Origin of the sequence: Arthrobacter sp. A2-55 (assembly GCF_025548615.1) — a bacterium.
In the GTDB taxonomy this organism is placed as follows: Bacteria; Actinomycetota; Actinomycetes; order Actinomycetales; family Micrococcaceae; genus Specibacter; species Specibacter silviterrae.
This window is the reverse complement of record NZ_JAJLOZ010000019.1, coordinates 18,808-42,044: the sequence shown is the minus strand read 5'-3', so window position 1 is coordinate 42,044 and position 23,237 is coordinate 18,808. Positions and strand designations below refer to the sequence as shown.

At 63.2% G+C, this 23,237-nt stretch carries 27 protein-coding genes; 13 read left to right on the top strand and 14 right to left on the bottom strand.

Annotation, left to right across the window (positions count from 1 at the left end; genetic code table 11):
* Window positions 1–20: 20 nt before the first annotated feature.
* The 6 genes from LPN03_RS07345 to LPN03_RS07320 all read right to left on the bottom strand — a co-directional run bounded on the left by LPN03_RS07345 (window position 21) and on the right by LPN03_RS07320 (window position 4,084).
* Window positions 21–545: a hypothetical protein gene (locus LPN03_RS07345; RefSeq protein ID WP_262453758.1), complete on the bottom strand. Its 525-nt coding sequence runs from the start codon at window positions 543–545 to the stop codon at window positions 21–23.
* A gap of 36 nt (window positions 546–581) precedes the next feature.
* Window positions 582–1,499, bottom strand: coding sequence for an HNH endonuclease family protein (locus tag LPN03_RS07340; RefSeq protein ID WP_262453757.1), 918 nt, complete (start codon window positions 1,497–1,499; stop codon window positions 582–584).
* A 17-nt stretch (window positions 1,500–1,516) separates the two neighbouring features.
* Window positions 1,517–2,011, bottom strand: coding sequence for a hypothetical protein (locus LPN03_RS07335; RefSeq protein ID WP_262453756.1), 495 nt, complete (start codon window positions 2,009–2,011; stop codon window positions 1,517–1,519).
* Window positions 2,012–2,081: 70 nt separating this feature from the next.
* Window positions 2,082–2,924 carry a hypothetical protein gene (locus tag LPN03_RS07330; protein WP_262453755.1) on the bottom strand — a complete coding sequence of 281 codons (843 nt, stop codon included), beginning with the start codon at window positions 2,922–2,924 and terminating at the stop codon, window positions 2,082–2,084.
* A 5-nt stretch (window positions 2,925–2,929) separates the two neighbouring features.
* The gene (locus tag LPN03_RS07325; protein ID WP_262453754.1) at window positions 2,930–3,526 is read right to left on the bottom strand and encodes a 5' nucleotidase, NT5C type; all 597 of its coding nucleotides are present in this window, start codon (window positions 3,524–3,526) and stop codon (window positions 2,930–2,932) included.
* Between the two features lie 54 nt (window positions 3,527–3,580).
* Window positions 3,581–4,084, bottom strand: coding sequence for a hypothetical protein (locus tag LPN03_RS07320; protein WP_262453753.1), 504 nt, complete (start codon window positions 4,082–4,084; stop codon window positions 3,581–3,583).
* Between the two features lie 110 nt (window positions 4,085–4,194).
* On the opposite strand from LPN03_RS07320, the gene LPN03_RS07315 reads away from it, so the two are divergent.
* Window positions 4,195–4,410 carry a hypothetical protein gene (locus LPN03_RS07315; protein WP_262453752.1) on the top strand — a complete coding sequence of 72 codons (216 nt, stop codon included), beginning with the start codon at window positions 4,195–4,197 and terminating at the stop codon, window positions 4,408–4,410.
* Between the two features lie 478 nt (window positions 4,411–4,888).
* Window positions 4,889–5,104, top strand: coding sequence for a hypothetical protein (locus tag LPN03_RS07310; RefSeq protein ID WP_262453751.1), 216 nt, complete (start codon window positions 4,889–4,891; stop codon window positions 5,102–5,104).
* 803 nt (window positions 5,105–5,907) lie between these two features.
* Here LPN03_RS07310 and LPN03_RS07305 read toward each other — a convergent pair.
* The 4 genes from LPN03_RS07305 to LPN03_RS07290 form a co-directional block, all read right to left on the bottom strand.
* On the bottom strand, window positions 5,908–6,315 hold the full coding sequence (locus tag LPN03_RS07305) for a hypothetical protein (protein ID WP_262453750.1): 408 nt from the start codon (window positions 6,313–6,315) through the stop codon (window positions 5,908–5,910).
* Between the two features lie 38 nt (window positions 6,316–6,353).
* Window positions 6,354–6,788 (bottom strand): hypothetical protein, encoded by a 435-nt coding sequence (locus LPN03_RS07300; RefSeq protein ID WP_262453749.1) that lies wholly within the window; start codon window positions 6,786–6,788, stop codon window positions 6,354–6,356.
* A gap of 290 nt (window positions 6,789–7,078) precedes the next feature.
* Complete coding sequence (locus LPN03_RS07295; protein ID WP_262453748.1) at window positions 7,079–7,882, bottom strand: helix-turn-helix transcriptional regulator; 804 nt, start codon at window positions 7,880–7,882, stop codon at window positions 7,079–7,081.
* Window positions 7,883–7,955: 73 nt separating this feature from the next.
* Window positions 7,956–8,777: a hypothetical protein gene (locus LPN03_RS07290; RefSeq protein ID WP_262453747.1), complete on the bottom strand. Its 822-nt coding sequence runs from the start codon at window positions 8,775–8,777 to the stop codon at window positions 7,956–7,958.
* A 156-nt stretch (window positions 8,778–8,933) separates the two neighbouring features.
* Between LPN03_RS07290 and LPN03_RS07285 the strand changes: the two genes are divergently transcribed.
* Entirely contained in the window at window positions 8,934–9,401 is a 468-nt protein-coding gene (locus tag LPN03_RS07285) for a hypothetical protein (RefSeq protein WP_262453746.1), read from the top strand.
* A 260-nt stretch (window positions 9,402–9,661) separates the two neighbouring features.
* Here the strand turns inward: LPN03_RS07285 and LPN03_RS07280 are convergent, their stop codons facing one another.
* On the bottom strand, window positions 9,662–10,342 hold the full coding sequence (locus LPN03_RS07280; RefSeq protein ID WP_262453745.1) for a prepilin peptidase: 681 nt from the start codon (window positions 10,340–10,342) through the stop codon (window positions 9,662–9,664).
* A gap of 123 nt (window positions 10,343–10,465) precedes the next feature.
* Here LPN03_RS07280 and LPN03_RS07275 point away from each other — a divergent pair, with 123 nt between their 5' ends.
* Entirely contained in the window at window positions 10,466–11,137 is a 672-nt protein-coding gene (locus LPN03_RS07275; RefSeq protein ID WP_262453744.1) for a hypothetical protein, read from the top strand.
* A gap of 31 nt (window positions 11,138–11,168) precedes the next feature.
* Here the strand turns inward: LPN03_RS07275 and LPN03_RS07270 are convergent, their stop codons facing one another.
* Window positions 11,169–12,281, bottom strand: coding sequence for a type IV pilus twitching motility protein PilT (locus LPN03_RS07270; RefSeq protein WP_262453743.1), 1,113 nt, complete (start codon window positions 12,279–12,281; stop codon window positions 11,169–11,171).
* An 8-nt stretch (window positions 12,282–12,289) separates the two neighbouring features.
* A complete protein-coding gene (locus LPN03_RS07265) occupies window positions 12,290–13,969 on the bottom strand; it encodes a GspE/PulE family protein (RefSeq protein ID WP_262453742.1) in 1,680 nt (559 codons plus the stop codon).
* A 152-nt stretch (window positions 13,970–14,121) separates the two neighbouring features.
* Here LPN03_RS07265 and pilM point away from each other — a divergent pair, with 152 nt between their 5' ends.
* From pilM to LPN03_RS07245, 4 genes are all read left to right on the top strand, one after another.
* On the top strand, window positions 14,122–15,174 hold the full coding sequence (gene pilM / locus LPN03_RS07260) for a pilus assembly protein PilM (RefSeq protein ID WP_262453741.1): 1,053 nt from the start codon (window positions 14,122–14,124) through the stop codon (window positions 15,172–15,174).
* Window positions 15,174–15,962: a hypothetical protein gene (locus LPN03_RS07255; protein WP_262453740.1), complete on the top strand. Its 789-nt coding sequence runs from the start codon at window positions 15,174–15,176 to the stop codon at window positions 15,960–15,962. The genes pilM and LPN03_RS07255 overlap by 1 nt, the downstream gene beginning before the upstream one ends.
* Before the next feature lie 29 nt (window positions 15,963–15,991).
* The gene (locus tag LPN03_RS07250; RefSeq protein WP_262453739.1) at window positions 15,992–16,597 is read left to right on the top strand and encodes a hypothetical protein; all 606 of its coding nucleotides are present in this window, start codon (window positions 15,992–15,994) and stop codon (window positions 16,595–16,597) included.
* Window positions 16,598–16,698: 101 nt separating this feature from the next.
* Complete coding sequence (locus tag LPN03_RS07245; protein ID WP_262453738.1) at window positions 16,699–17,277, top strand: hypothetical protein; 579 nt, start codon at window positions 16,699–16,701, stop codon at window positions 17,275–17,277.
* Between the two features lie 192 nt (window positions 17,278–17,469).
* Here LPN03_RS07245 and LPN03_RS07240 read toward each other — a convergent pair whose 3' ends face one another.
* Window positions 17,470–17,625: a hypothetical protein gene (locus tag LPN03_RS07240; protein WP_262453737.1), complete on the bottom strand. Its 156-nt coding sequence runs from the start codon at window positions 17,623–17,625 to the stop codon at window positions 17,470–17,472.
* A 54-nt stretch (window positions 17,626–17,679) separates the two neighbouring features.
* On the opposite strand from LPN03_RS07240, the gene LPN03_RS07235 reads away from it, so the two are divergent.
* The 5 genes from LPN03_RS07235 to LPN03_RS07215 all read left to right on the top strand — a co-directional run bounded on the left by LPN03_RS07235 (window position 17,680) and on the right by LPN03_RS07215 (window position 23,224).
* Window positions 17,680–18,939: a type II secretion system F family protein gene (locus LPN03_RS07235; protein WP_262453735.1), complete on the top strand. Its 1,260-nt coding sequence runs from the start codon at window positions 17,680–17,682 to the stop codon at window positions 18,937–18,939.
* 101 nt (window positions 18,940–19,040) lie between these two features.
* Window positions 19,041–19,568 carry a prepilin-type N-terminal cleavage/methylation domain-containing protein gene (locus tag LPN03_RS07230; protein ID WP_262453734.1) on the top strand — a complete coding sequence of 176 codons (528 nt, stop codon included), beginning with the start codon at window positions 19,041–19,043 and terminating at the stop codon, window positions 19,566–19,568.
* 94 nt (window positions 19,569–19,662) lie between these two features.
* Entirely contained in the window at window positions 19,663–19,857 is a 195-nt protein-coding gene (locus tag LPN03_RS07225; RefSeq protein ID WP_262453733.1) for a hypothetical protein, read from the top strand.
* Window positions 19,854–21,974 (top strand): FG-GAP repeat domain-containing protein, encoded by a 2,121-nt coding sequence (locus tag LPN03_RS07220; protein ID WP_262453732.1) that lies wholly within the window; start codon window positions 19,854–19,856, stop codon window positions 21,972–21,974. The genes LPN03_RS07225 and LPN03_RS07220 overlap by 4 nt, the downstream gene beginning before the upstream one ends.
* Window positions 21,968–23,224 carry a hypothetical protein gene (locus tag LPN03_RS07215; protein ID WP_262453731.1) on the top strand — a complete coding sequence of 419 codons (1,257 nt, stop codon included), beginning with the start codon at window positions 21,968–21,970 and terminating at the stop codon, window positions 23,222–23,224. The genes LPN03_RS07220 and LPN03_RS07215 overlap by 7 nt, the downstream gene beginning before the upstream one ends.
* Window positions 23,225–23,237 lie beyond the last annotated feature (13 nt).

Sequence of the window (23,237 nt, the reverse complement as noted above, 5' to 3'; positions counted from 1 at the left end):
TATGTGTGCGGCTGATTCGCCTACTGCAGCGGAATGATGGTCTCTCCGGTCTCCGGGTCGTAGCCGAATCGGTCCTCACGCCCCTGGCCGTCCTTGGTGATGGCGCTGATTCCTTCCATGAGTTGGATGGCCAGGTCGATAGAGAGGTTCTTGCCGTCGGCACGTTCTGACTGCCAGTTGTCGGTGTGGATGGTGCCGTCGCCAGCTTCCCGGCGGGTTCCGTCAGCGTCAACGACCGCAGTGGTGCCGAACGACAAGGGGCCGTTGCGGTGCCGGGCCCTGTGTCCGAGGCGCAGCTCCGTGCCCGTCGGGAACTGCTCCTTGGCCCGGGCGATGGCCGCCTGAAGGAGGACTTCATTGCGCTCGATCTTCAGCTGCTCCATCTGGCGGTGAATGACCCAGGACTGCGCCAGCAGGTCGTCGTAGTGGGCGGACGGCTCCCCAGTGAGCGTGATCGAGTCGTCGATACGATGGGCGGGAGTGACGAAGCGGCCACCGTTGGTGGGGGACCCTTGGACGTCTTTGGCGCGTGTGTGGTTGCTCATGCCCGGTATGTGTGCGGCGAACCTGGCAGTGCGCTGTTAGATCCGCCAGCGCAGCCGGGCGTCCGTCGTAGATGCCTTGCAGGTGTAGGTTTTGCCGCTGGCCTTTGCCATGCCCCTGGCATTGGCCGTGGAGCAGTAGGCGCCGGGGGAGACCTGTGGCAGCGGGGCCGGCTTCGGGACGGGCTTCGCCACGACCGGAGGTTTCGGGGAAGGGTTCACGGCCTTCCCCGCCGGCTTGACCGGAACCACCTTGGGGACGCCCTGTTTCGGGCAGGCCCTGAGGACCTGCAGCATGGTGGCCTTCTCCGTTGCTGTGACCGAGAGGGCGTACTTTTTCTTCACGGCGATCTGGGTGGCCACGTACTGGCAGCGGAACGCCTTGTTGGCTGGCAGCCAGGCGGAGGCCTCGCTGTCGCCCTTGGCCCTGTTCGCCGGGGCGTCGACGGCGAGCAGGTTGAGCGGGTCGTTGGCCAGGGCGGTGCGCTGGTCCAGGGACAGTTGCTGGGCCCCGGATACCCAGGCCTGGCCGAGAGCCACCACATGATCGATGTCGACGGAGTTTCTGCCCTTGGCCCAGTTGATGGTTTTCCCGGTGTAGGGGTCGCGCAGGGTGCCTGAGGCAACGGCGCATTTCTTGGCGTCGGAGAATCTCGTGGCCGTGAAGTCGCGCTTGAGGATGTCGTTGCGCGTGTCGCAACCGTTGCGGTCCACGTCCTTCCAGGCCTGGCCGAACTGGGCGCGCGTGTAGCCGGTTTTGGCCGCCTTGCCCTTGACCGGCACGGCACCCAACATTGTGGCGGCCGAGCCGCCATCCGACGGGAGGGCCAGGGCAGCCAGCGAGTTGTTTGCCGCCTGATCGAGGGAGACCGTGCTCAAGGCCGGGGTGCAGGCGGTCAGCGCCAAGGAAGTGCCGAGCCATGCGACAGCGAGGATGCGGGGCAGCGAAGTTTTCATGGTCTCCATGTGTGCGGCTAGTTCTCCAGGAATTCTTGCATGTCGGCAAGGAATTCGTCGGCAGCCTGCAGGATTGGTTCTTTGCCGGTGTGCGAGAGACCGCCGAACAGGTCGTTGTGGATGCGGATGCGGTTGCGTGCGTCTCCCAGGGCCTTGCCTAGGCCTTCGGGGTCCTTTTCGGCGTTCAAGAAGGCCTTGGGCACGTCTCTGAGCGAGCCGTAGGCAAAGGCGTACATGGCAGCGGACACCTCGCGGCCGGCGTCCACGTTTGACTTCACGCTGTCCAGGTATGACGTTGCAAATCCCGCTGTCAGGGCGCCACCCAAGAGTACCTTGGCCTCGCCTGTGGTTTTTCCCGAGGCGACGATACTGGCTACTGCCTCATCCCAGTCGGGATGCTTGGACACCTCTGGCGGTGCAAGGGCGACGGCGGACTCCGTGTGGGACTTGGTGGTGAATTTGCCGGCGGCACTGCGCGGGTGGTCGATTTCGTTGAAGGCTGGGGTGGTCATGCCTGTCAGTGTGCGGCCAGAAAGATTGAAGCCCAGGGGCTGCAATACAGGTCAGCCCCTGGGCTTGTCATCACGGCCTGAAACGGGCAGCGTCGCGGATGCGAATAGGGTTGCCGTCGGCCTCGAACCGATAAGTGTCCAGTTCGTCGTAGCGAAGGTGTTTATCGAAGACATGGTTGATCGATTCGACGAGACCGGGCTCCAGCTCGTTTCCGTCCGCGTCCCACGCTGCCCCGACCCAGGATTCGTTGTCGTCGTGGAAGGTGAATGAGTCGGCGTCAGGCACGTCACGGAGCACTTCTTCGGCGACTGTGACGAGCGTTGCCGACTCCAGCCCCAGTTTCAAGCGGTGCACTTCATCGCGCATGGCCGCCAGGTAGTGGCCGCGCTGGATCGGGTCATCAATGTCGGGCATGCCCGCCGGCGCTGGGCCACCTGTGGCGTAGGCCAGGATTGCATCATGGACTGGTGCTTGGTGGATGACATCGCCAGTTGCCCCGTAGATGGCGCAATCCACTCGTTCGTGCACTGCTCTCGCCCATTCCGTGGCTGCTTCCAAGTCTTCCTCGTCGTAGTCCAGCTCCTCCCATGGGTCTTCGCCCTGGCAGCTGCTGTCCAGGGTGCCGTCTAAATCATCCGTCCAGAAGCGCTTAGTCTCGTCGTCGATGGCAATCCAGGTGTTGATTTTCCCGTCGCTCTGTTCGAAATACACGCTGGGTTCCGGCAAGTTGCTCGGATATGGTGGGAGCTCCGTCGAGGGGCCTTGGAGGACGAAATTCCCGGAATACGGTGCGACGTAGTCCGGTTTCCGAGTCGGCACAAGGGTGACGGCGGACTCCGTGTGGGCCTTGGTGGTGAATTTGCCGGCCTCGCCGCGCGGGTGGGCGATTTCGTTGAATGCTGGTGTGGTCATGCCTGTCAGTGTGCGGCCAGGACGGGGGTTGCACGGTTGAAGGGTGCCAGGAGCTCGCGCCAGCGGGACGGGTCGGTCATCCGGAAGTCGGCGTTGACGTAACGGTTGTAGTCCTGGTCGAACATGATGTGGGTCCAGGAGGGGGTGTGGGCGCCGGTAATGACCGGCTTGTCATCAATGAGCACCGTCCCGCGAACTACGGTCTTGTCCTTGGTGACAATCATTCGATCCGCGGCCCGGGGGCCGAGGTGCTGGGCGATGGAGGCCAGCTTTCCGGCCACGCAGCCGGGGTTGGTCCAGGTGGGCGAGGTGCAGGTGAAGACGTCCCAGCCGGCGTCGACCATTTCCAGGTAGGCGTTCACGGACGCCTCGATGGGTGGCAGGTCTTCGTACAGGTGCGGGTCGTCCATGGCAGCCTGGATGGTCGCCTTGTCGGCGCCGGGAACCCAGAAGTAGTCGAAATCCTGTCGCTGCCCCTCGCTGACGATGGGAAAGGCGGGGTCCATGGTGCGGAGGATGGTGTTGAGGCGGTCGCTCCAGTTGAAGAGCGTGCCGTCCATGTCCCAGAGCGCCGTCGGGCGAAATTTTGAAGAGAGTGTCATGTTGACCATGTGTGCGGCAGTGACCCGGCGCGAATCCCGGGTCACTGCCGGTTGTTAGGCGGCGAGTGGGAGCTGGGCGAGGGCGTTCTCCAAGGCAGCGTGGTGGGCGAGCGTATCCGCAACCCTTTCCCAGGCTTCCCGGTTGGCGTCGGTCGCCTCGGTCGGGTCGTCGGAGGCGTAGTCTGCCAGGTCGATCAGCAGTTCCCAGTCGTACTGGTAGGCCAGGATGTGCACCGGGTTCTCCCAGGCCTTCATTTCTTGGTGAACGGCAAAGCCAAGGCGCCGCGCCCAATGGTTGAACCGGTCGTCCGTGAGTGCGGACAGTTCGTGGCGCAGCTGCTCGGCGGCTTCTTCCGGGGTGAGTTCGGCGACTCCAGACTGGTAGTACTCGCCGTGGCTTTCACGGAGGATGTCGGAGAGCCGCGATGCTGCAATGGCGTCGACGGTGGGGATGGCTTGGCGGGCTGTGACCTCCTTGGCCAGAGCGGCACCAAACTGCTCTTCGAAATGGTCGTCAATACGCCCGGCGGGGCCAGATGGTATCGGGAATGTGCCCATGGTGGGGTCCTTTCTGTCTACCCACCATGTGTGCGGCGCCTCGACGTGTGGTGATTTTGCTTGCCGCACACATGGTGGGCATCAACCGCCGCTGATCACGAGGAGTTTCCGTGTCCACCACTTTCGCCCCGGCCCCGCATCTCACTGCCTGTAGCCTTCTGGCCGATCAGACTGTGCTCGCCGTCGCACGCCGCCTGCATGACCAGAAATGCATGCTCAAAGATGTCTGCATGCGACGTGACGCCCACGCCCTCGACTGCTTCGAGCGACAGGTGCGCAACATGTTCGGTATTCTGGCCGAGGCCCGGGACGCCGGGGAGCTGTAGTCATGGACACCGCAGATGACCCGGGGCCGAGGCAGTGCCTGTGCTGCGGGGTGTGGATGCGTCCTGAGGGTGCAACGCCGGCACGGTTTCCCGGCATGGCGCCGCCCTGGGGTGACATGCAATGCCAGCGATGTGACTACCTTGGTGCCGGGAAGGACCCGGGGAACCGGTTCATTCATGTGGAGACGCTCGCCCAGCTGAATGGGTTGCGTATCGCTTTTGAACGTGACCGCCAAGTCCGTCGGATTCCGTCGGCGGGCCATCTCCCGGCGGGCCGGGTCAGCATCAACGAGCTGGTGGCAGGCATGGAGCTGGGAGAGGCATCCTGATGAGTGCCGCACACATGAGGAACATGAAGACTACCCCTGGACAAAGGAAATGCTCCAAGTGCGGCCGGCCCATGCGCCCGCGCGGAGTGCGGAAGGATGAAGCGCCCGGAACCGTTGCCTGGGGCCACTCAGGCCAATGCAAATCCTGTGTGCAGCCCAACACCGCGGGAACCCGCAAGCCTGCGAATGTCAAGACTGAGGTCGTCGAGAACCGGGCGGAGGAGCCTCGCCGAGCGGCCATCAAGGAAGAGCGTCTGGCGTACACCATTGCCAGCCTGGATTCGTTCACGGCGGCGAGGCGTGCCCGCATCGCCGCCCGGGCCGCCGGCGCCAAGCTTCAGCAGACTCTTCACTTGGCAGCCTGACCCCTAGGGTGCGACCCGGCAGGTGGATCAGAGCCGAAAACAGCCAGGGTAGAAGTCCTTCGTGCTGGAGGAGGACCACCGGGCCAGTGTGCCGTCGGGATTGAAGGCCACACTCGCATTCGAACAGTCAGCTCCTGGTTGGCCGCTTGGGTCTCCCTTGACGGTGGAAGCGCACCAATCCCACTCCGAATCCACCCGTCCGCCGACGGCTGCGCATGAGGTCACCTCAGTGGATTGAATTGCTGCTTGCTGCTTTGCCGCACTAGCCGAGGCTGAGGCGCCTTCCTCGGCCTGTAGTGCCGCCGCACTGGCGGACGCCGATGCCGCCGCTTGATCCGCGTCCTGGGCGGTCAGGTGTGCGTCGCAGTTCTGGATTTGTTCGTCGGCCAATGACCTTGCTTGTGGAAGAGGCACGCCGACGTCCTTGGAGAGCAGCACGTCAAGCTCGGGGTCGCCGCCGTTGTTCCCTGTAGCCAAATAGTGCAGCACCTTATTTCCGATGTCACATTGGCTGTGTACGGGGTGCACGAGACTGCTGTCACTGCCGGGTGAAGGGGACGTCGCGGCGGAGGGGTTGGCCTGCCCGACCAGCGGTGACCTTGGAGCCGTAGCGGATGTCGGAGCGCAGGACGTGGCAGTCACCAGCAGCAGCGCAACAGCAATGGCCTGGCCAGCCCTGGCCCACCGCCGGTATGGAACATCCATGGCATAGCCTCCGGGTAGAAAATCAGTGCCAGTCTAGCGAGGCGACACGACCGCTGTGCCACTCTGAGTCCAGACCACGCCGACCCTTCCGGTACTAGCTAGGCAGCCAGACCGGCCACTTCTTCGATAAACCCCCAGCTCAGTGCGTCCACGGAGAAGCACTTGAGGCCGACGCCCGCTACAAATACTGCAGGCAGTTCGGTCACCTGGCTCCAATCGTGGCTAACAATCGTGGCCTTGCCTCGTCCAAAAACCAGGGCGAAGCGGGGGAGCTCGTCGATCAGTTCCACCAGGTCTGTCTGTGGGATGGCAAGTGTGGTCATTGTGGTCGGTGTCGTTACGGCGTCGTGAAATGCGCGGACAGGCCGTGTCCCGGGCAGGGATACCCGCCCGGGCCGAAAACCGGGGGCAAGGCGAATCGCGGCCGTTTTCGCAACGTCGGCGGGCAGCCTTTCCACCACGATGGATCCGTCTTCAAAGTATTTCGTTATCACGTTGAGTCCCATGACTCCCATGTGTGCGGCTGACGCCACGGGTGGCCAGATCAATGCAGGCCGAACAACCGGGCGGCGATGCTTCCGAGCGCCAATGCAGGTGCGGTTGTGATGGCCAGTGCCGACGTGCTGGACCGAACAACGCCGGGAAAGCCGGAACGCAACGCCTCGCCTAGGAACAATCCGATCATGGAGGTGATCGGTGAAACGGCCGCCAACAGCGCTGCGGAAACTGCGGTTACCAGCCAATCAGGCCCACGGTCGTTCACGCTCCATCCCCGCAGCCGGACGATGGCGCCGGCCCAAGCCGCGACAGCCACAGCCAGCAGGGCATTCTCGGCGGGGTTGATAACTAGCGTGCTTGCGATCATGAGGGCCGACACCGCAGCGTAGGCCGCGACATGGCCGGCCGGAATCTGCACCCTCCGGTGTTCCCAGTATCCAAAAAACCCGAGGGCCGCGCCCAAGGGCATCGCCACGATCATGGCCGGTATTGGAGATGTCAAAAACCCCGCGGCCCCGATCAGGATGATCCCAGCCACTGCCCACCCGGTGCCACACAGATAATCATTTGGTAACGGTCGGCCAGCGGTCGCGGGCTCGCCCGCAGCCAGGCCAGGACTAGGTCGGCCAGGGGCAGGGCTGATACCGGATTCAAGGCGGGGCGCACGGGTGGTGTGGTCTAGCAGGGCCGTCATGGCTGGTCCGATCGTCGGCGGGTGTATCTACCTGAAAACATGCGTAGACTGCGCCGTCGTGGCTGGACATGAAATGCCTAGTCTGTGTCTGAGCGCATGTATCCCCAGCGGGTGAGGCGCTTGCGCAGCGCCTCCCAACCTTGTCCGGTCACTCGCTGAAGTTCTGCACGGCTGGCGCCGCGCAGGTACCATTCGGCAAGCAGCGTTGTGTACTCGATCGCATGGCTGAGGGCACCGCCACCGTCGTCTTCAACCCCGCGATTATGGTGGGCTTTCTTCGCCAGTTCGCTCAGACGGTGGGCGTCCGCGGCCGGAACCATCGGCGGTGGAACGGTTGGATGCCTGGCGTTCCAGGCGAGTCCGGCAGGCGCCGGGGGAGCGGGCGGATATTTGGGCATCTGACGGGCTTCGGAAGGCTGGCGGCTGGCGAAGCGGGGAACGGAGCGCGGATGCACCCCAATGCCCAGGCCTATGGAATGGGCATCCCACCCCGCGGCAAGGGCGGCGGCCAGCGCGGTGAAGTAGCTGGAGGCGGTGGGGGCGAGACGGTCGGGCCCGCGCTCGGAGGGGTGCTCCTGAATGGCTCGGGTGAGCCTGCCGGATAGATCGAGCTGCATGGGTGCCGGCAGTTCCTGCACGGGCAGGATGGTCATCGGCTTGGCCCGTGCAGGAACGGGGAAAGCGGTCGGCGGGGTTTCGCCTGTGGCGCGGTTGATGCGAACGCTGATGTACGAGTGGGAGACGTCGAGGGCCGCGGCAAGTTGACGTGAAGTCCAACCCTGTTCTTGGAACCGCTTGAGCTCGTCGGCGAAATCTGGGCTGTCCCGCGTCTTCAGCGCCTTCAGGTGGTTGCAGGCAGCGGCAGGCAGGGCGGTGTCCATGGGATGCCTTTCTGCCGGTTGATGTCGTGGCACAAAGGCTACATCGTGGAGAGTTTTCTGTCAGAAATGTCTCTCACTGTACCGTGGGCTGGTACGCGCGCATGGACGGGGGGATTTTCCCGTACCCGTGCCGGATGGCGCGTGCCCGGGCTCCGCCAGCGTTATATCCGCAGGCGGCATCGATCTGCGCCCATGGGACTTTGCGGTCCCTCGCGGCGGCAATCAGCGCGCTCAGCGCCTCCGAAGCTTTCCGCGCGGCCCGTTTGTCTTCAGGAACGTCCGCGCCGGGCCGGACCTTGGTGGCGGTACGGGCAATGCCTGCCAGCCGGCCCAACTCTTCGAGCTCGACCGCTGTCAGGCTGCCCCGGGCGGCGCGGGGGCGGGGCCCCTTAAGGGGTCGGACGTAAGGGGTAAAGGCAAACTTCTCCGGGGAAGAGGATGCGGGTGTCTCGGCGATCTGTCGCACACGTTCCCCGCTAAGGTCCAAAATCTGGCCCAGCGCAGGGTAGGGCCAGCCGGCGTGATGGGCGGCATGGATGACTGCAGCCAAGTGGGCTTCGGCTCGGGTGCGGCGCAGGGTCACCGACCATTCCAGCTCACGGAAAGCGGTGACGGCCGTTGCCGGGAAAGTGGTGCCGGGGGCATAGCGCGGCATCGGGTATGTGGAGGCGGGTTCAAATTCACAAATGCGCAGGGCGCGTTCGCGCGGGATGCCCAGGGCCGCTGCTGTGGTGCGGCGGGACCACCCGGCGCTAACTGCGGCGCGAACGACAGAGGCAAGCTTCCGGTTCGCCCATCGGTCCCGAGGATTAGTGGCACGCACGAAGTCGCGGTAGGCGCGACGCAGCAGCGATGCCTCCGCATCCGGCATAAACCCGGTGCCTGGTGCCGTCATTGCCGCTCGCCTCGCTCACCGGGTTTTCGCCTGCCGTCATGCGTTAGTGTATGCGGTTTCCAGAATCAGCAGCAAGGCGACCGGGCCGGACTAGCGTCTTCCGTACTCTGCCGCACACATGGTTCACGACATCCTGCGACCCAAAGGAAGACGACATTGATCCCCGCCCCGCCACCTGTGGTGCCCATCCTGATTCTCATCAGCCTCACCGTCCTGATGCTGCTCTTCACGGCGGTTAAATCTGGATCTGGGGCCATGCGAGGACGCGGAGAGCTGCGGACCCGGCGCTGGGGAATGATCGCCGCCGGGGCGTCAGCGGCATTGGCGGCCTGCGGGATGATGCTGGGCGGTACGGTCATCACCACCCATCAGGCCGCATATGATCGGGCTGTGTGGGCAGCCTTGGCCGACAGCTACGGCGTTGTGCCCGTGTCGCCGGGACTGGGATTTCGCCCTGGCGTCTCCTTCGACGCCAAGTTGGCGGGTCGAACTGCAAGCTGCCTGGTGGAACCGCCGTCAGTCGTCCTCTGTGATGATGTACGCGTCAAGCCGCTCGGTGCAACCGCCGTCGAGGAGGTGACCCCACCATTAGATAGCCTGTCACACTTGTCGTATAATTCATGAACCGTTATGCTAAATTCAACAGGGTTGCGAAGCCTCGCACCCTCCCGTTCAAGGAGAGCCATTATCAACCGCCTCAAAAGCGAATACGCCGCAATGTCCACCCTGAAGAAGTCCCTGTACGGTGGCGCCCTCTTCCTTGCCGTCGTCCTGGCGGCCTTGCTGCTGACCGGTGTTTGGGACCCGGCCGCAGTGCCTACCTCGCACTAGTGCCAGAGACAAAGAACCCCGCCATGAATGACGTGGCGGGGTTCTTTGTCTGCCTAATGCACCAAAGGTCCAGTTAGGGCTGGAACGATGGTGTTGGGCAACAGCAGGACCAGCAGCGCTCCAGCGGCCAAGAAAGGCCCGAAGGCAATCTCGCGGTTTTTCCCACCGAAAAACATGAGGGGGAACGCGAGCAGTCCGCCGAGAAGCATGGGCAGCAAGATGCCTCCGATGCCAGCATCCCAGGCCCCGTTGAGGCCCAGTACAAACCCCAGTGCGCCGCCGAGTTTGACATCTCCGAGGCCGATCCCGCCCGTCGCTGCCCCGATCGTCCACCATATGGCCCCGCATCCGGCCATGGCGGCCATGGCTGTGGCCACATGCCCCCAGCCGAGCTCCCCGCGCCAAGCGGCTACGGCCCCGGCCAGCCACAGCAGCGGATAGAGCGGAAGCACTATGGCGTCAGGCAAGCGTCGGGTCCACAGGTCTATGGCGGACAACACCACCAGGACAGCTGCAATCGCGGCAACAGCCAGGCCAACAGTGGTCCCACGCCCACTGTTGGACCACCAACCCAGTAGGCCGACGCCGAGGGCAATCGCCCCCACCGGCAGGCCCTTATCAAGCGTAAGCAGCCAGGGCAGCCACGGTTCAGCTCTGTCGGGGATAATCTCGTCGCCGTCCCACGACGCTGCGGTGTCTTCTGGCGCCGTGGGCTGGGTGGAAGTTGACTCCAAAATGGTCGTAACTCCTTGGTTGAAATTTTCAAAACTGTTACACTAAATATACTCTCACCAGCTGGTTTTGTGCGCCCGATCAACCCGCCGGCCACCACTTATTGACAGAACGGCAGACCTCACTTGAGCACCCAAAGCTCCACGTTGACCCGCATAGCCCACCTACAGGCCGAGCGTGGCCACGGATGGGAGGCTCTGATTGCGCAGCTGGCCGCCGACGCCCATGTTCTGGGTGAAGTGATGGATGACCACCCGAAAGCCCTTGTGGACATCGGGCCGCTTCGCTCACTGGACCTGAAGACAGGACATCTGCGGGAGGCCCTGGAAGGCTCCCGGGACTTGCTCTGCCAAGCGCTGGAACCAGCCGGCCTGGCCGGTACCTTCCGCCGCCGCCTCGACGGGCTGCCCGAAGCGAACCCCTCCCTGAATGACACGGGGTCGGACGAATTCGCCAGGTCCTGGCTTGACGGGGATACACCCGACGCTGCTGCTGCCAGGCTCAGGCGCAAAGCCGGACGGCTCTATGCACTGGCCCGCCGCCTCGACGCCGGAGCGGACCGCGATGGTGCCGTCCGCTCCGTCACAATGGCGGCCCGAACCTGCTTTGCGGCTCACCATCTGGGCGATTCCAATCCGAATGACGCCGACTTGTCCATGCTCCGGGCGGCCCTCCTGCTCGCGGAGGACCGGCTGGAGTCCTTCCGCTTTCCCGAGGATGGGGGTCTCAACATTGACTCGCTCCATGACCTGTTGGACCAGGCCACCTTGGCGCCCACCCCCGTTCCCTGGCCGTAGTCGGCGGCAGCCAGCCCATCACCCCTGGAGACTACCTGCGCCCAGCTGACTTCTGTCGCCGGTAGTCTCCAGGGGTCAGCTCGGCGCGCTCTGCGGCAAATTCATTGACTGTGCCGTCAGCGACCAGGTTCACCAGTGACACTGCGAAGGGAATGGACCCGGAATCTTTCACCATGAGCTGGCTGGCGATTCCCTCGAGGTTGTTTTCACGGATCATGTTAGCGATTGCCGGGTTCATCATCATCACTTCCGCCGCCAGGGCGCGCCCGCCGCCGCCCTTGACCGGCAGCAGCTTCTGGTAGACGGCGGCGCGCAGGGAGCGGGAGAGCTGGGCACGGACATCGGCCACCCGGTCGGCCGGCATGGAGCCGAGAATGCGGGTCGGGGCGTCGGCTGCGGATTCGGCGTGAAGCGTGGTGAAAACCAGGTGGCCGGTGGTGGCTGCGTTGATGGCCGCCTGCATCGTTTCCGGGTCTCTCATCTCGCCGATGACAATAATGTCCGGGGCTTCGCGCATGGCATCCTCGATGCCGTGCGCGAAGGTGTCTACGTCACGGCCAATCTCGCGCTGGACGACCATCGACTTGCCGTGGGTGTGGCGGAACTCGATGGGGTTTTCGATGGTGATGATCTTCTTGGCGTATTTGTCCTTGGCCAGCTTGATCAGGGCCGCCAGCGAGGAAGACTTGCCGGAGCCGGTTACCCCGATGAAGGGGATGATGCCCGATTCGTAGTCGATGAGCTTGCGCACAATCTCTGGCAGTCCGAGGTCGTCAAAGTCCGGGACTTCGTTGGGGATGGTCCGGAAAACGGCCATGGGTTGACCGTCGGAGACGGCGAAGTGCGCACGGAAATGGGACCGATCGGTCGAGTAGGAGAAGTCCAGCCTCTTCTCTCGCTCGAACCTGGCCCAGTCCTCGTCGGAGACCATGGGGCTGAGGATTCGCTGGAGTGTCTCGCCATCAAGGGTCTGGGCGACCCCGGGCATGGGCTGGGTCTCACCGTGGGCACTGACCCAGGCGGTGGTCCCTGCTACGAGGTGCAGGTCGGAACCCTTGAGAGTCAGTGTGCGATTCAACAGTGCGTCAATGTAGCTGCCAGCGGGTGGCGCGGTTGGCGCTGGGGCGAGGGTGGTTGTGGTCATGGGGTCTCCTAATCGACGAGAACATGGGCGCGGACTTCTTGGAGGCTGGTAATCCCTGCCCGAGCCTTGAGCAGCCCGTCCTCCTGCAGGGTCCGCATGCCATTGCTGCGTGCGGCGGCGGCGATGACCCGGTTGGGGACGTCGTCGGTGATCAGATCACGGATTTCCTTGTTGAAGGTCATCAGCTCGTGAATGGGGACCCGGCCCTTGTAGCCGAGTCCCAGGCATTCACGGCACCCGTCTTCGGATGGGCCGAACCACTCATTGGCGGCCAAGTCTTCAGGGGTGAGGTGGAAGTCGCGGATCATTTCCTTGCTTGGTGTGGCTGCCACCTTGCAAGAGCAGAGCAGGCGGGGCAGTCGCTGGGCGCAGACGGCCCGCATCGAGTCGGCCAAAACTGATGGCCGGATCCCCATTTCCCGCAGTCGAACAACGGCGCCGGGTGCATCATTGGTGTGCAGGGTTGACAGCACGAGGTGCCCGGTCATGGCGGCGTTGATGGCCGTGTGGGCGACGTCTTCGCGATTAATTTCGCCCACAAACAGCACAGAGGCAGCGCTGCGGAGGACCGTCTCCATGGTGCCTTCCCAGGTCAAGCCCTGTTTCGGGTTGATGCTGACCTGGGATACTCCCTCGGAGAACTTCATTTCGACAGGGGCCTCCATGGAGACGATTTTTCGCCCCTGCCCCATAAGGTGGTCCAGGGAACTGTAGTTCAGACTGGTCTTGCCCGAGCCCATCGGTCCCACTGCCAGCAGAATGCCGTTGGGCTGGGCCAGGCTGCGCCGCCACTGCTCGCCAGTGTCAGTGCTGAATCCGATGGTGTCGAGCTTGCGCACCTTTTCAGCTCCGAGACGCAGCGTGATCGATTCTCCCCACGCAGTGGGCAGGACGGCGACGCGGATGTCGTAGTTCACCCCGTTGTAGTGGTGCCGGATGGCCCCATCCTGGTTGGTCAGCTCGCTGGAGAGCATTTTCGCCCGGGTCTTGATCAGGGACGCCAGCCGCGGCGCGATCGCCTTGGGCTGGAGGGGCTCGGGTCTGGGCCGGCCATCGATACTGTACCGGATGGAGAGGTGGTGCTCAGCCGGTTCCAGGTGGATGTCGGAGGCTCCGGCGCGCAGGGCGCCCTCGATGATGATGTTGAGGGTGTCCACGATCTCCCCCTGGTCCGGGAGCGTGCCGATCCCCTCATAGACGCTGGTCGTGGACGCCAGGGCTTTGGCCGCCAGGCCACCCTTGCGGGCTGCCTCGGCCGAAGTGGAATAGAAGCGGTGGACTGCCCGGGTTAGCTCGTCGGTGGGGGAGTAGACCAGGTTGACGGGCATCTCCGCGGCCCCGCGGACGACCTTTTCGATATTAAGGTCCGATGGCTTGCGGGTGGCCACGGTTAACGTCCCGCCCTCCAGCGCCACGGGCAGGACATTGTGCTCCCGTGCGAACGAGTCTTCAAAGACCTCGATGACCTCGGGCGGGATGGTGAGGTCATCTCCCAGGGCCAGGTAGGTCCAGCCTTGGGTGTAGGCAAATGCGGCATTGGCCTCAGGTGTGGTGAGTGATCCCTGGTCGACCAGCTGCCGGAAGATGTTCTTGCCGTTGCTGGCCGCCCGCGTCTGCGACTGGGCCCACTCGTCGGACGTCAGCATATCCCGTGAAACGAGATATTTTCCGAGTCGGGTGAGGCTCATGGGGTGGAGTTCCTGACGGTAATTGGGGACGGAATCTTCTACCGGGAAACATGCGTAGTTTCCCCGTTGACGGCGGCAGACCGGTGTGTGGGCCGTATCTACGCATGTTTCCCGGTAGAAGATCGAACCCATCCAGACGAAAGCGGGGCCACGTGGCCGAGAACGTCATTGGCATCGACTTCGGTTCGGCGGGCATCAAGCTCGTCGAGGTGAAGAATGCCAAGGGAACCACCACTGTGATCAGGCAGGCATACTTGCCGCTGTCCCCGGGGCAAATAGTCGACGGCTCCCCGGTGCAGTCGGAGGTTGCGGCCATCGCCTCCGACTTGAAAGCCCTGCTGGCCGAGAAAAAGTTCACGGCCAGGGACGCAGTCATGGGGTATGGCTCCGTCGACGACATTTTCGTCAATCGCGCCCGCACCCCTTGGCACGCGCCGAAAGACTTCCACACTGCGGTCGCTTTTGACATCGTGGCCGACAAGTCGCTTCTGCTCGGCGCCCCGGAGGAGGTCATCATTGATGCGGTCATCTTCGACGAATTCACCGACGTCAACGACAAGCGGATGCTCGACGTCCTCTTGTGCGGGGTAACCTCCAAGCTGGCGGACCGGCAGGCGTCCATCCTGACGAAGGCTGGGCTCCGGGTGGCCGGCGCCGATCTTTCCGGATTGGCCGCCCTGCGTGCCATCGCACCGGTGACCCGGGCGCCCGACAACCTTGACGTTCTGGTTGATGTCGGCAGTGACGTGCTCACGGTGCTGATCCATGACAATGGCAAACCGTACTCGTTGACCTTGCAATCCGACGTTGCCGGCCAGGCCGCGTCCGGTGCCATCGCCGAGGAGTTGCAGGACGACGACGTTGAGCGCGTCAACAGGGAAAAAGTGGTCTTCTCCCGGGACTACCGGGTTCGAAAAGCCGTGGATGAATACTGCTTCAAGGTGTGCAGCGCCATCCGAAGCGCCATCAGAAGCTACCTGGATTTGCGCAAGTCGCCAGCCGCCATCGCCGGGGTCACCCTCATTGGCGGCGGGGCCTTGCTGCATGGACTTCGGAATGCCGTCGAAGAGAACATGGGTGTCGGCGTTGTCATCGGAACCTTCGATCCGGGCATTGACGGGGCCCCGGAACGTTACGATCTGGGCCCCGTTTTGAGTGCCGACTACACTGTTGCCGTCGGCCTGGCGATGGGAGCGACAGCCTGATGACCACCCTTGTGGACAAGCCGGCCGCCGGCAAGAAAACCAAGAAACCCAAAGCTGGCAAGAAGCCGGGGACGGCCCCGGTGGAGAAGGCGGTGGTGTGGCCGGACAGCGCGCGGCCCTCGCTGATGTTCCTGCCGCCGAACGTCCGTGGTGTGCGGGCCCGCAAGCGCGCCGTACGCCAGGCCGTGCTGTTGTCCGTGGGGCTGCTCGTGGCGACGGCGGGCGCGTACCTGGCCGTCGCAGCCGGCACAACCTCCGCGCAGGCAGGGCTGAACGCCGAGAAGGCCGTTGCGGCCGAACACGCCAAATTTTTGGCAGTGAACGCCCCGTTCAAGGACTACTTCGACGGCTACATCGCCCGAAAGGCAGAAGTCAGCCAGGTGCTTGAACGCGATATGGCCAATTCGAAGGTCTTCAAGGCCGTCAACGACGCAAACACTGTCGGTGCCGTCTTCACCACACTGGCCAAAAGCCCGTCGGCCAGTGACTGCGCACGCGGAGACCTGTTCGCGGCCTCCGTCGCCGTCGGGTGCCTGGACCTGGAAGGCCATGTGGGATCCATCGCCGATGTCGGCGCACTGGCCGCGGCGCTGGCCGGGTCGAAGGAGTACTTGGTGGACCCATACGTCACGGAGTCCACGGCCGGCGACAAGATGGCTACCTTCAAAATCACTGTTGGATTCACCGACAAGGCCCTCACCTACAAGGGCGACAAATTTCGACCGACCCCAGACGAGCTGGCTGCTTCCGGCCAGTCCGCCGATCCCTTGAATGCGAGTGGCAAATGAACCCCCAAGCCCGGCCCAAGGCCCCGTTCGTGGCCGCCATCCTGGTCACCGCATTCCTGGTCTTCCTCGCCTACCTGATGTTCTTCGTCCCCAAGATGAACGCGACCGCCGAGCTGAAGCAGCAAACAGCGACCGCACACGACGCCAACGTCAAGTCTGGGCAGCGCGTTGCCCAGATCACAGCAAGCATGAAGAACCTCTCCGCACTCAAAACCCAAATCGGCCAGTTCAACGCAGCGTTTCCTCCAGGAACGCAACAAAAAGACCTTCTGGCCACCTTCACCCGTGCGGCCGGCGATGCTGGGGTAGCCTTGGTTACTCTCAACTCGGAGGTGCCGGTAGTCGCCACGGCCGGAACACCTGGTGCGGGCGGCGCTGCTACCCCGCCCCCGGCACCTGGCGCCGGCGCAGGATCCCAAAGCCTGGCCGTTGTCGGACTGACTATCAATGCCAAAGGAACCCAATCCGGGCTGCAGACCTTCGTTTCCAAGATCGAGGCGATGAGCCGGCCTGTACAAGTGAAGACTGTTGCCATCCAGGGCGAGGGGAACGACGCGAACCTGGCCATCACGGCCGACACCTACTATGTGGCACCCCTTGTCGATCCTGAGAAGGCGGCGCCGGCGGCCAAATAATGTGTGCGGCAGCGGATAAAAGGGTACACGTCGACTTGCAAACTGTATTTTCTCTCACGTAGCTTGTGAGCTAAGACAAGCTCGCACAAAGGGAAAATACCATGAAGACCATACCCAAGCTCGCCACCGCCCTCGCCATCTCCGCGATGCTCCTGGGCGGAGTGACCGCCTGCTCCTCAGACCCGGTGGCTGCACCAACAACCACACACGCTGAGGACCTCTCGGCCATGACCGCCCAAAAGGCAGCGGACACGATCACAGCGTTCGTCGCAGCCACCACATCCGATCAGATCGCTGCCGCGTTCCCAGACAAGGCCGACGCCAAAACGTTCGCCTCGGCTGTGGCGCTGGTGGATCCAAAGGCACCCTCGGCCAAGGCTGCCGCTGCGATGTCCGATTTTGCACTGCTGAAGGTGACCACGCCGAAGGCGAAGGTGTCCGTTGACGTGGATGCGTCCAAGATTGTGGTTGCCGACCGTTCTGCCACGGTTCCAGTTGCCGCAGTGGTGGTGAAGGAAGACGGGAAAAAGGTCACTAACAGTGCCGCGCTGGCAGCCAACCTGAGCAACCTCGTTTTCCGTGACGGCAATTGGCTCATTGCGTTCCCCGAGACGCCGGCCAATACTTCTGCGACCCCGTCCGACAGTGCCGCCCCATCGGCTGCTGCGACGAAGAAGTAGCTCACGGGACCGTCTTTTCTGGGGTTTCTCACGAATAACATGTGTGCGGCATGCTCGTCCATGGGGCCTGTTCTCCGGTCAGGGTGCGCCCCGATTCTGTTCGTCGTCACCAACCTTATGTGTACGGACAGGCCCCTCCGCGACACACCGATGTACCACCTATGAAAGGACATCCTCATGGTCAGGACGACATCACGCGGCGGCCAGCGACGGGTGAAACGAGCTGGATTCTGGCGCATCACCGTAGTGGTCCTGCTCGTCGCTGCCATCGGGGGCACCGCTCTTTTGGGCTTCCTCTAGCGCTGCGCCTTCCCTGTTGCGCCAGGTCAGTTCGGACAATCTACGCATGTTTCCTGGTAGATCATCCGAACTGACCCAACGACGACTACCCAGGGAGAGACCATGACCGCTACCGCTGTGGCCGCCACGAAGAAGAACAGTGAGTTCTTCTACCGCGTCATCCGCACCGACGGGAAAGTCGAAACAGGCACTGCCACCTTCGCCTCCCGCAGCGGCCTCATTACGAAGTTAACCCAGAACCCGGCGTACACCTCAGTGCTGGAGGTGCGCGAATCCGGGCTGCCCAGCGTTGGAAAGAAATCACGGCCCAAAGGCAGGTCACTGGTGGCAGTTTCCCGCCAACTCTCCTTGTGCCTTGAAGTCGGACTCAGCGACCGTGCCGCCATCGACGCCATTCAGGCTGGTGGGGAGATCGAAGACACCGTCCTTTCCTACGGGCTGACCGAGGTTAGCAAGGAAATGGGCAGTGAAGGCATCAAAATGTCCGAGGCCATGAGCCACCACCCTTACATCTTCCCGCCGCTGATGGTTGAAACATTCCGCGCGGGCGAAGCCAGCGGCGCCATGGCCAAAGCCGCCAAGCAGGTGGCTGACGATATGGAGGCCGCCGACGACCTCCGCAGCAAAATCAAGAAGGCGCTCACCTACCCAACCGTCGTCCTGGCCCTGAGTCTGGCCATCTTCACTTTCCTGATGATGTACGTCGTGCCGCGCTTTGCCAGCCTGTACAGCGACCTGAGCAACGGCAAGGCCCAGCTTCCCCTCCTGACACGAATGGTGCTCGGCATCTCCCAGCAGATGGCCTGGGCTGTTCCCACCCTGGCCACCATCGGGGTCCTGGCCTTTGTCTGGTACCGCCGCAACTCCCAGGAGACGCGCGTCCGGGAATTCATCGACCCGATCAAGTTGAAGATCCCGGTATTCGGGAAACTCTTCCGCAAGATCGCACTCAGCCGCTTCTGCAATGTCTTGGCGTCCCTGGTCGAAAACAAGGTTCACGAAATTGACGCCCTCGCCATCACTGCCGGAGCGGTCGGGAACACTGCCATGGAAAAAGCCATCATGGCGGCACGAGAGGGCAAGCTTCGCGGAGAAAGCCTCGTTGAACCCCTGTCCAAGGAGCCGCTGTTCCCCAAGCTGCTCGTCCAGTTCATCGGCATCGCCGAGGAAACTGGCGGCATGGCGGTCTCCCTGCGCGCCGTCGGCCGGCTCTATGACCGGGACGTGGACACTACGACCAACAACATGGAAGCCCTCATTCAGCCGTTCTTTCTCATCGGGATTGCCGGCATGGTCCTCATCATCGCCCTGGCCATCTACCTGCCGTACTTTTCCCTCGGCGATGTCGTCTCCCCGTACTGACACCGATCACGCCAAAATCTACGCATGTTTCTAGGTAAGGGCACCAGGAGTTCGACGACCGTCACACTCCCGGACATCCTAGCCCGGCAACCGACGACCGAATGAGGACCACCTTGACCAAGGCATACCAGCTCCTGGACCCGACTTGGGTTCACCACAAAATCATCAAGCGTGACGGCAGCGAAAAGGAATCGCGCCGCGACGCCGGTTTCTCCCTGATTGAAATCATGGCGGGCATGGCCATCATCGCCATTCTCGCGTTGGCGATCATCCCGCAGTTCTCCAAGTTTTTCGAACGTGCCGCGGTCCAGAACCTCTCCCAGGAAGTCAGCAACGCTGCGCTTCTCGTGGACTCCGACCACTCCCTGTCGGGCAAGGCAATCTATGCACAGGCAGACATTACGGGCTCGGCACCGTCCTCAGCTGCGGCCATCAAGGCCCAGCTGCAGACGGGCCACGCGCTTCAGTTCGCGATTACTGCGGACACCACCGGCTATACCATCGTGGGTTACAGCCCTGATGTGAAGAACTACAAGGTGACGTACGCCAGCAACGGATCCCAGCCCGGGCTCTCCGTCACGCAGGGCACCCAGACAGCACTGACTGGCACTACCGTCGTCACCGGCTAGGCCCGACGCCGCTGCCCATGCTGCGTTGGGGGCGGGCCAAAAATGAGCCTGCCCCCAACGCACTGCCACGTCCCCTCTATACCTAAGGCGCCCTTTGAGTACCTCCGCTTCCCTGACACAGCTTTCCGCGACGGTGTCTGCCATCGGCGTTGCACTGCTGACGGCCCTGCCTTCGCGCGACCATGTCCAGGACCGCAGCGGCGCCTACTGGGGCGACTACACCAAATTTTCCGCCGGCGAATCGTCCATTTTCACTGTCGAGGCCGACGACCTGACGGCGGTGCGATGAACGCATTATTCCGTCGCGGTGTCGCAGATCGCGGATCCCTGCTCCTGGAGGCTATCGTCTCCATGGGCATTCTCGCGGTCCTGGTCCTTGGCTTCACCGTGAGTTCAACCCGGGCAAACGCAACCCAGCACACCGGAGTCAATGAAGCCATCTCCTCAGAGATCATCCAAGGGGAGCTGGAGAACGCCCGCGCCACCACCTGGTCCAAGCTCGGAACGCTTGGTGCCCCAGCCTCGGGGATGCTGCCCTCGGGGATGGCCGCCGTCACCAGTGGAACCTTGGCCCCCTCCAAGACCTCCACCGTCCGCGGCCTGAGCGCGACCATCAAGACCGCCGTCGGCTGGCAGGAACTGGCAGGAACGTCAGGTTACGGCACGAAGCTGGTTGTCGTCGATGTGTCCTGGTCCGACACCAACGCGCCGGGCGGGACACGCAACCGCCGTGAGACTTCCCTCATCACCCCCGGCGTCGGCGAGGTGGCACCATCCACGGTCCGCGGCGCCGACGAGGGCACCGTTCCGAACGCCCCCGTCACCACCACCCTCACTGCAACTGTCGTGGCCGGGCCGGCAGCCAAGGCCAGCTGGACGAACGTACCCTCAGCAACCAGCTACCTGCTCCAGTACCGAATCAACGGCGGAACCTGGGTATCCTCGAGTTACACCATCCTCACGGCCACGGTCGCCGCCTCTGCCGACGACAAGGTGGACCTGCGCGTCCAGGCGGTCAGCCCGGCAGGGTCGTCCCCGTTCAGCGCCATCATCTCCGTAACCATGCCATCGGCGATGGTCCCACCAGTCGTCTCAGGACGCGTGACGGCTGCCACCCAGGCAACGTTCAGCTTCAACGCTGTCAGCGGGGCGACCGCCTACATCGTCGACCAGAAACTTGGTTCGGGTTCCTGGACAACTCTGAGCTCCAACCAGACGGCCCTGTCCAACACGATCACTTCCACAGCGGGGACGGACGTCAGTTTCCGGGCCCGGGCGACGAACGCTTCCGTGACCTCTGGCTACAGCAACGTAGCCACGGTGACCCTGCCTGTCCCACCCGCGGCTCCTGCTGTCATCGGGACGGTCAGTGCCCCCCAGGAAGGCACCTTCAGCTGGAACGCCGTCTCCGGGGCCACGGGCTACCAGGTCGAGTCCAAAAACGGTTCCAACGCCTGGGTCGTCGTCTCCGCCAACAGCACTGCGTTAAGCGTGAAGGTTACCGGCGCCTACGCTGAGGCGGTAAGTGTCCGTGTCATATCCCTCGCCGGGCTATCGGCGTCCGGGTACAGCAACACGGCCACTGTGACCTTGTTGGATGCCCCGTTCGCCCCCGTCCGACAGCTCATGGGCAACGGGTGGGGCGGCTACATCCCGTCAGCGGCTGGCGACCTCAACAAGGACGGCAAACGCGATCTTGTTGCCGTCGATCGGTCAAGCGGCAATCTCTGGAACTATCCGGGGACGGGAAACGGGGGTGTCACCTCCTCCAGCAAGAGCCAAATTGGCAACGGCTGGTACCCGCTTTACCCCCGCTTCTTTGGTGTCAATGACTGGAATCGTGACGGCCGCGAGGACCTTATGGCCATCGACGGGTCCGGCCTCCTGTGGCTTTACACGGCCAAGGCCACATTTAGTTCCGATGCATACAGCCCCCGCGTCCAAATCGGGAACGGGTGGGGCCCGCTGACGAACGTTGTGGGTGTGGGTGATGTGACAGGCGATGGAAATCCCGATTTGCTTGCCATCGACCCGACAGGCAGCGGTACATTGCGACTTTACCCGGGCAACGGCAAGAACAGCTTCAACACGACCATCGTTTTGGGCACAGGGTGGAACCAGTACCGGGCAGTGGTCCCCATTGGGGACCTTGACGGGGACGGGAACAACGACATCCTTGCCCTCGGCAACGACGGCAAAGTGTGGCTGTACGCCGGAAACGGCGCAGGGGGTTTCGTGGCCCGCGTCCAGGTACCTCGTATGACGGTTGGAACCAACAGCACCTTCATCGGCCCCGGGGACATGAACGGGGACGGGGTCTCAGACCTCTTTGAGGTCGACTCAGCCGGAAACCTTTACTTCTGGAGCGGGAACGACATGCGAAAGGCCCTGGCGACCCCATGGTGATCCACGAATTTTGGCGTCGTGCCGGGCTTAGAGATCGTGGCTTCGTCCTCATCACGACGCTGCTGGTCCTTGTGTTGCTCAGCGGCACCGTATACGCCATGCTCGCCAGCACCGCGCGAACGACACAGAGCGCCACGACCGCCCGCGACTTTGGACAATCAGGCAAGCTGGCGGACGTCGCCATTCAGGACGCCGTCTATCAGCTCAACGAAAATGGGAAAAAGCCGGGCGCCTCATTCACCAGTCCCTACCAGGACAAGTCGGGTGGCTGGGAATGGAGTATCGGGGCCGCAACCGGTATAGGAGCGCGTACCGCGACAATCACGGCCGCGGGCACTTTCCGGGGCACTACGCGCAAGGTCTCCGCTGAAGTCGGGTCCCTTGTGGTTGGCGGCTACACAGCGGGAACCAACGAGGTCGTCTACGAGCTCTCCCCGGAGACTGCCTTTTCCCACGTGGCCATCGGGGAGAACATCACGATGCAGAACGGTGCCGGCGTCGGGGCGGCGACAAAGTTCGTCACCGGTCGGGTCGGCGTCCTCAAAAACGCCCCCGTCATGACCCCGGCCGCCGGGACCTCCTCAATCGACGACGGCCGCTACATGCTCTACGGCAAGGACGCATCCCAAGCCCTTCAAAACAACGCCGTGCAAGTTCCCGTGGGGTTACGACTGGATGCACGCTTCGTCACCGACAACGCCGACCGCTGCGTTGGTGTCTCACCCGTACCCTGGGTAGCCTCCGAAAACGGTGGCCGACTCGTCGCCAACGACAACACCGGCTGCTACTCGACAATGAACTTTGACGTGCCCACCATCATCCAGGGAAGTGGCGCTTTCAACGCGTTCGCCACAGGCCAGGTCACCATCTCCGCAAACATCACCGCCCCGCCCAGCACGGGGCTGAACATCTACGCCTCCGGCAATGTCAGCTTCGACGTCGACAAGGCCACGACGTCGTCCCTGACCGTGAACAACACGTTCATCTACGCGCCCAACGGCACCTGCAAAACCCTGGTCACCGGCCAGCCTGCAGAATTCCGGTCCACCACGAAGAGCCTGGACTTCACAGGCTCCCTTGCCTGCAACACGATACTCGTGGCCGGAAAGTTTGCGCCGGCCACTCCCATCAACCCATTGGGAAGCAAGCGTAACGCCGCCGGGACCCTGTTGCCGGGCCTCTACAACTCCGAGATCTGGTACCTGGCCGACTACACCCAACCGGCCGGAATCAGGGGTCCCGCCAGCTAATTGGGCTTTCCAT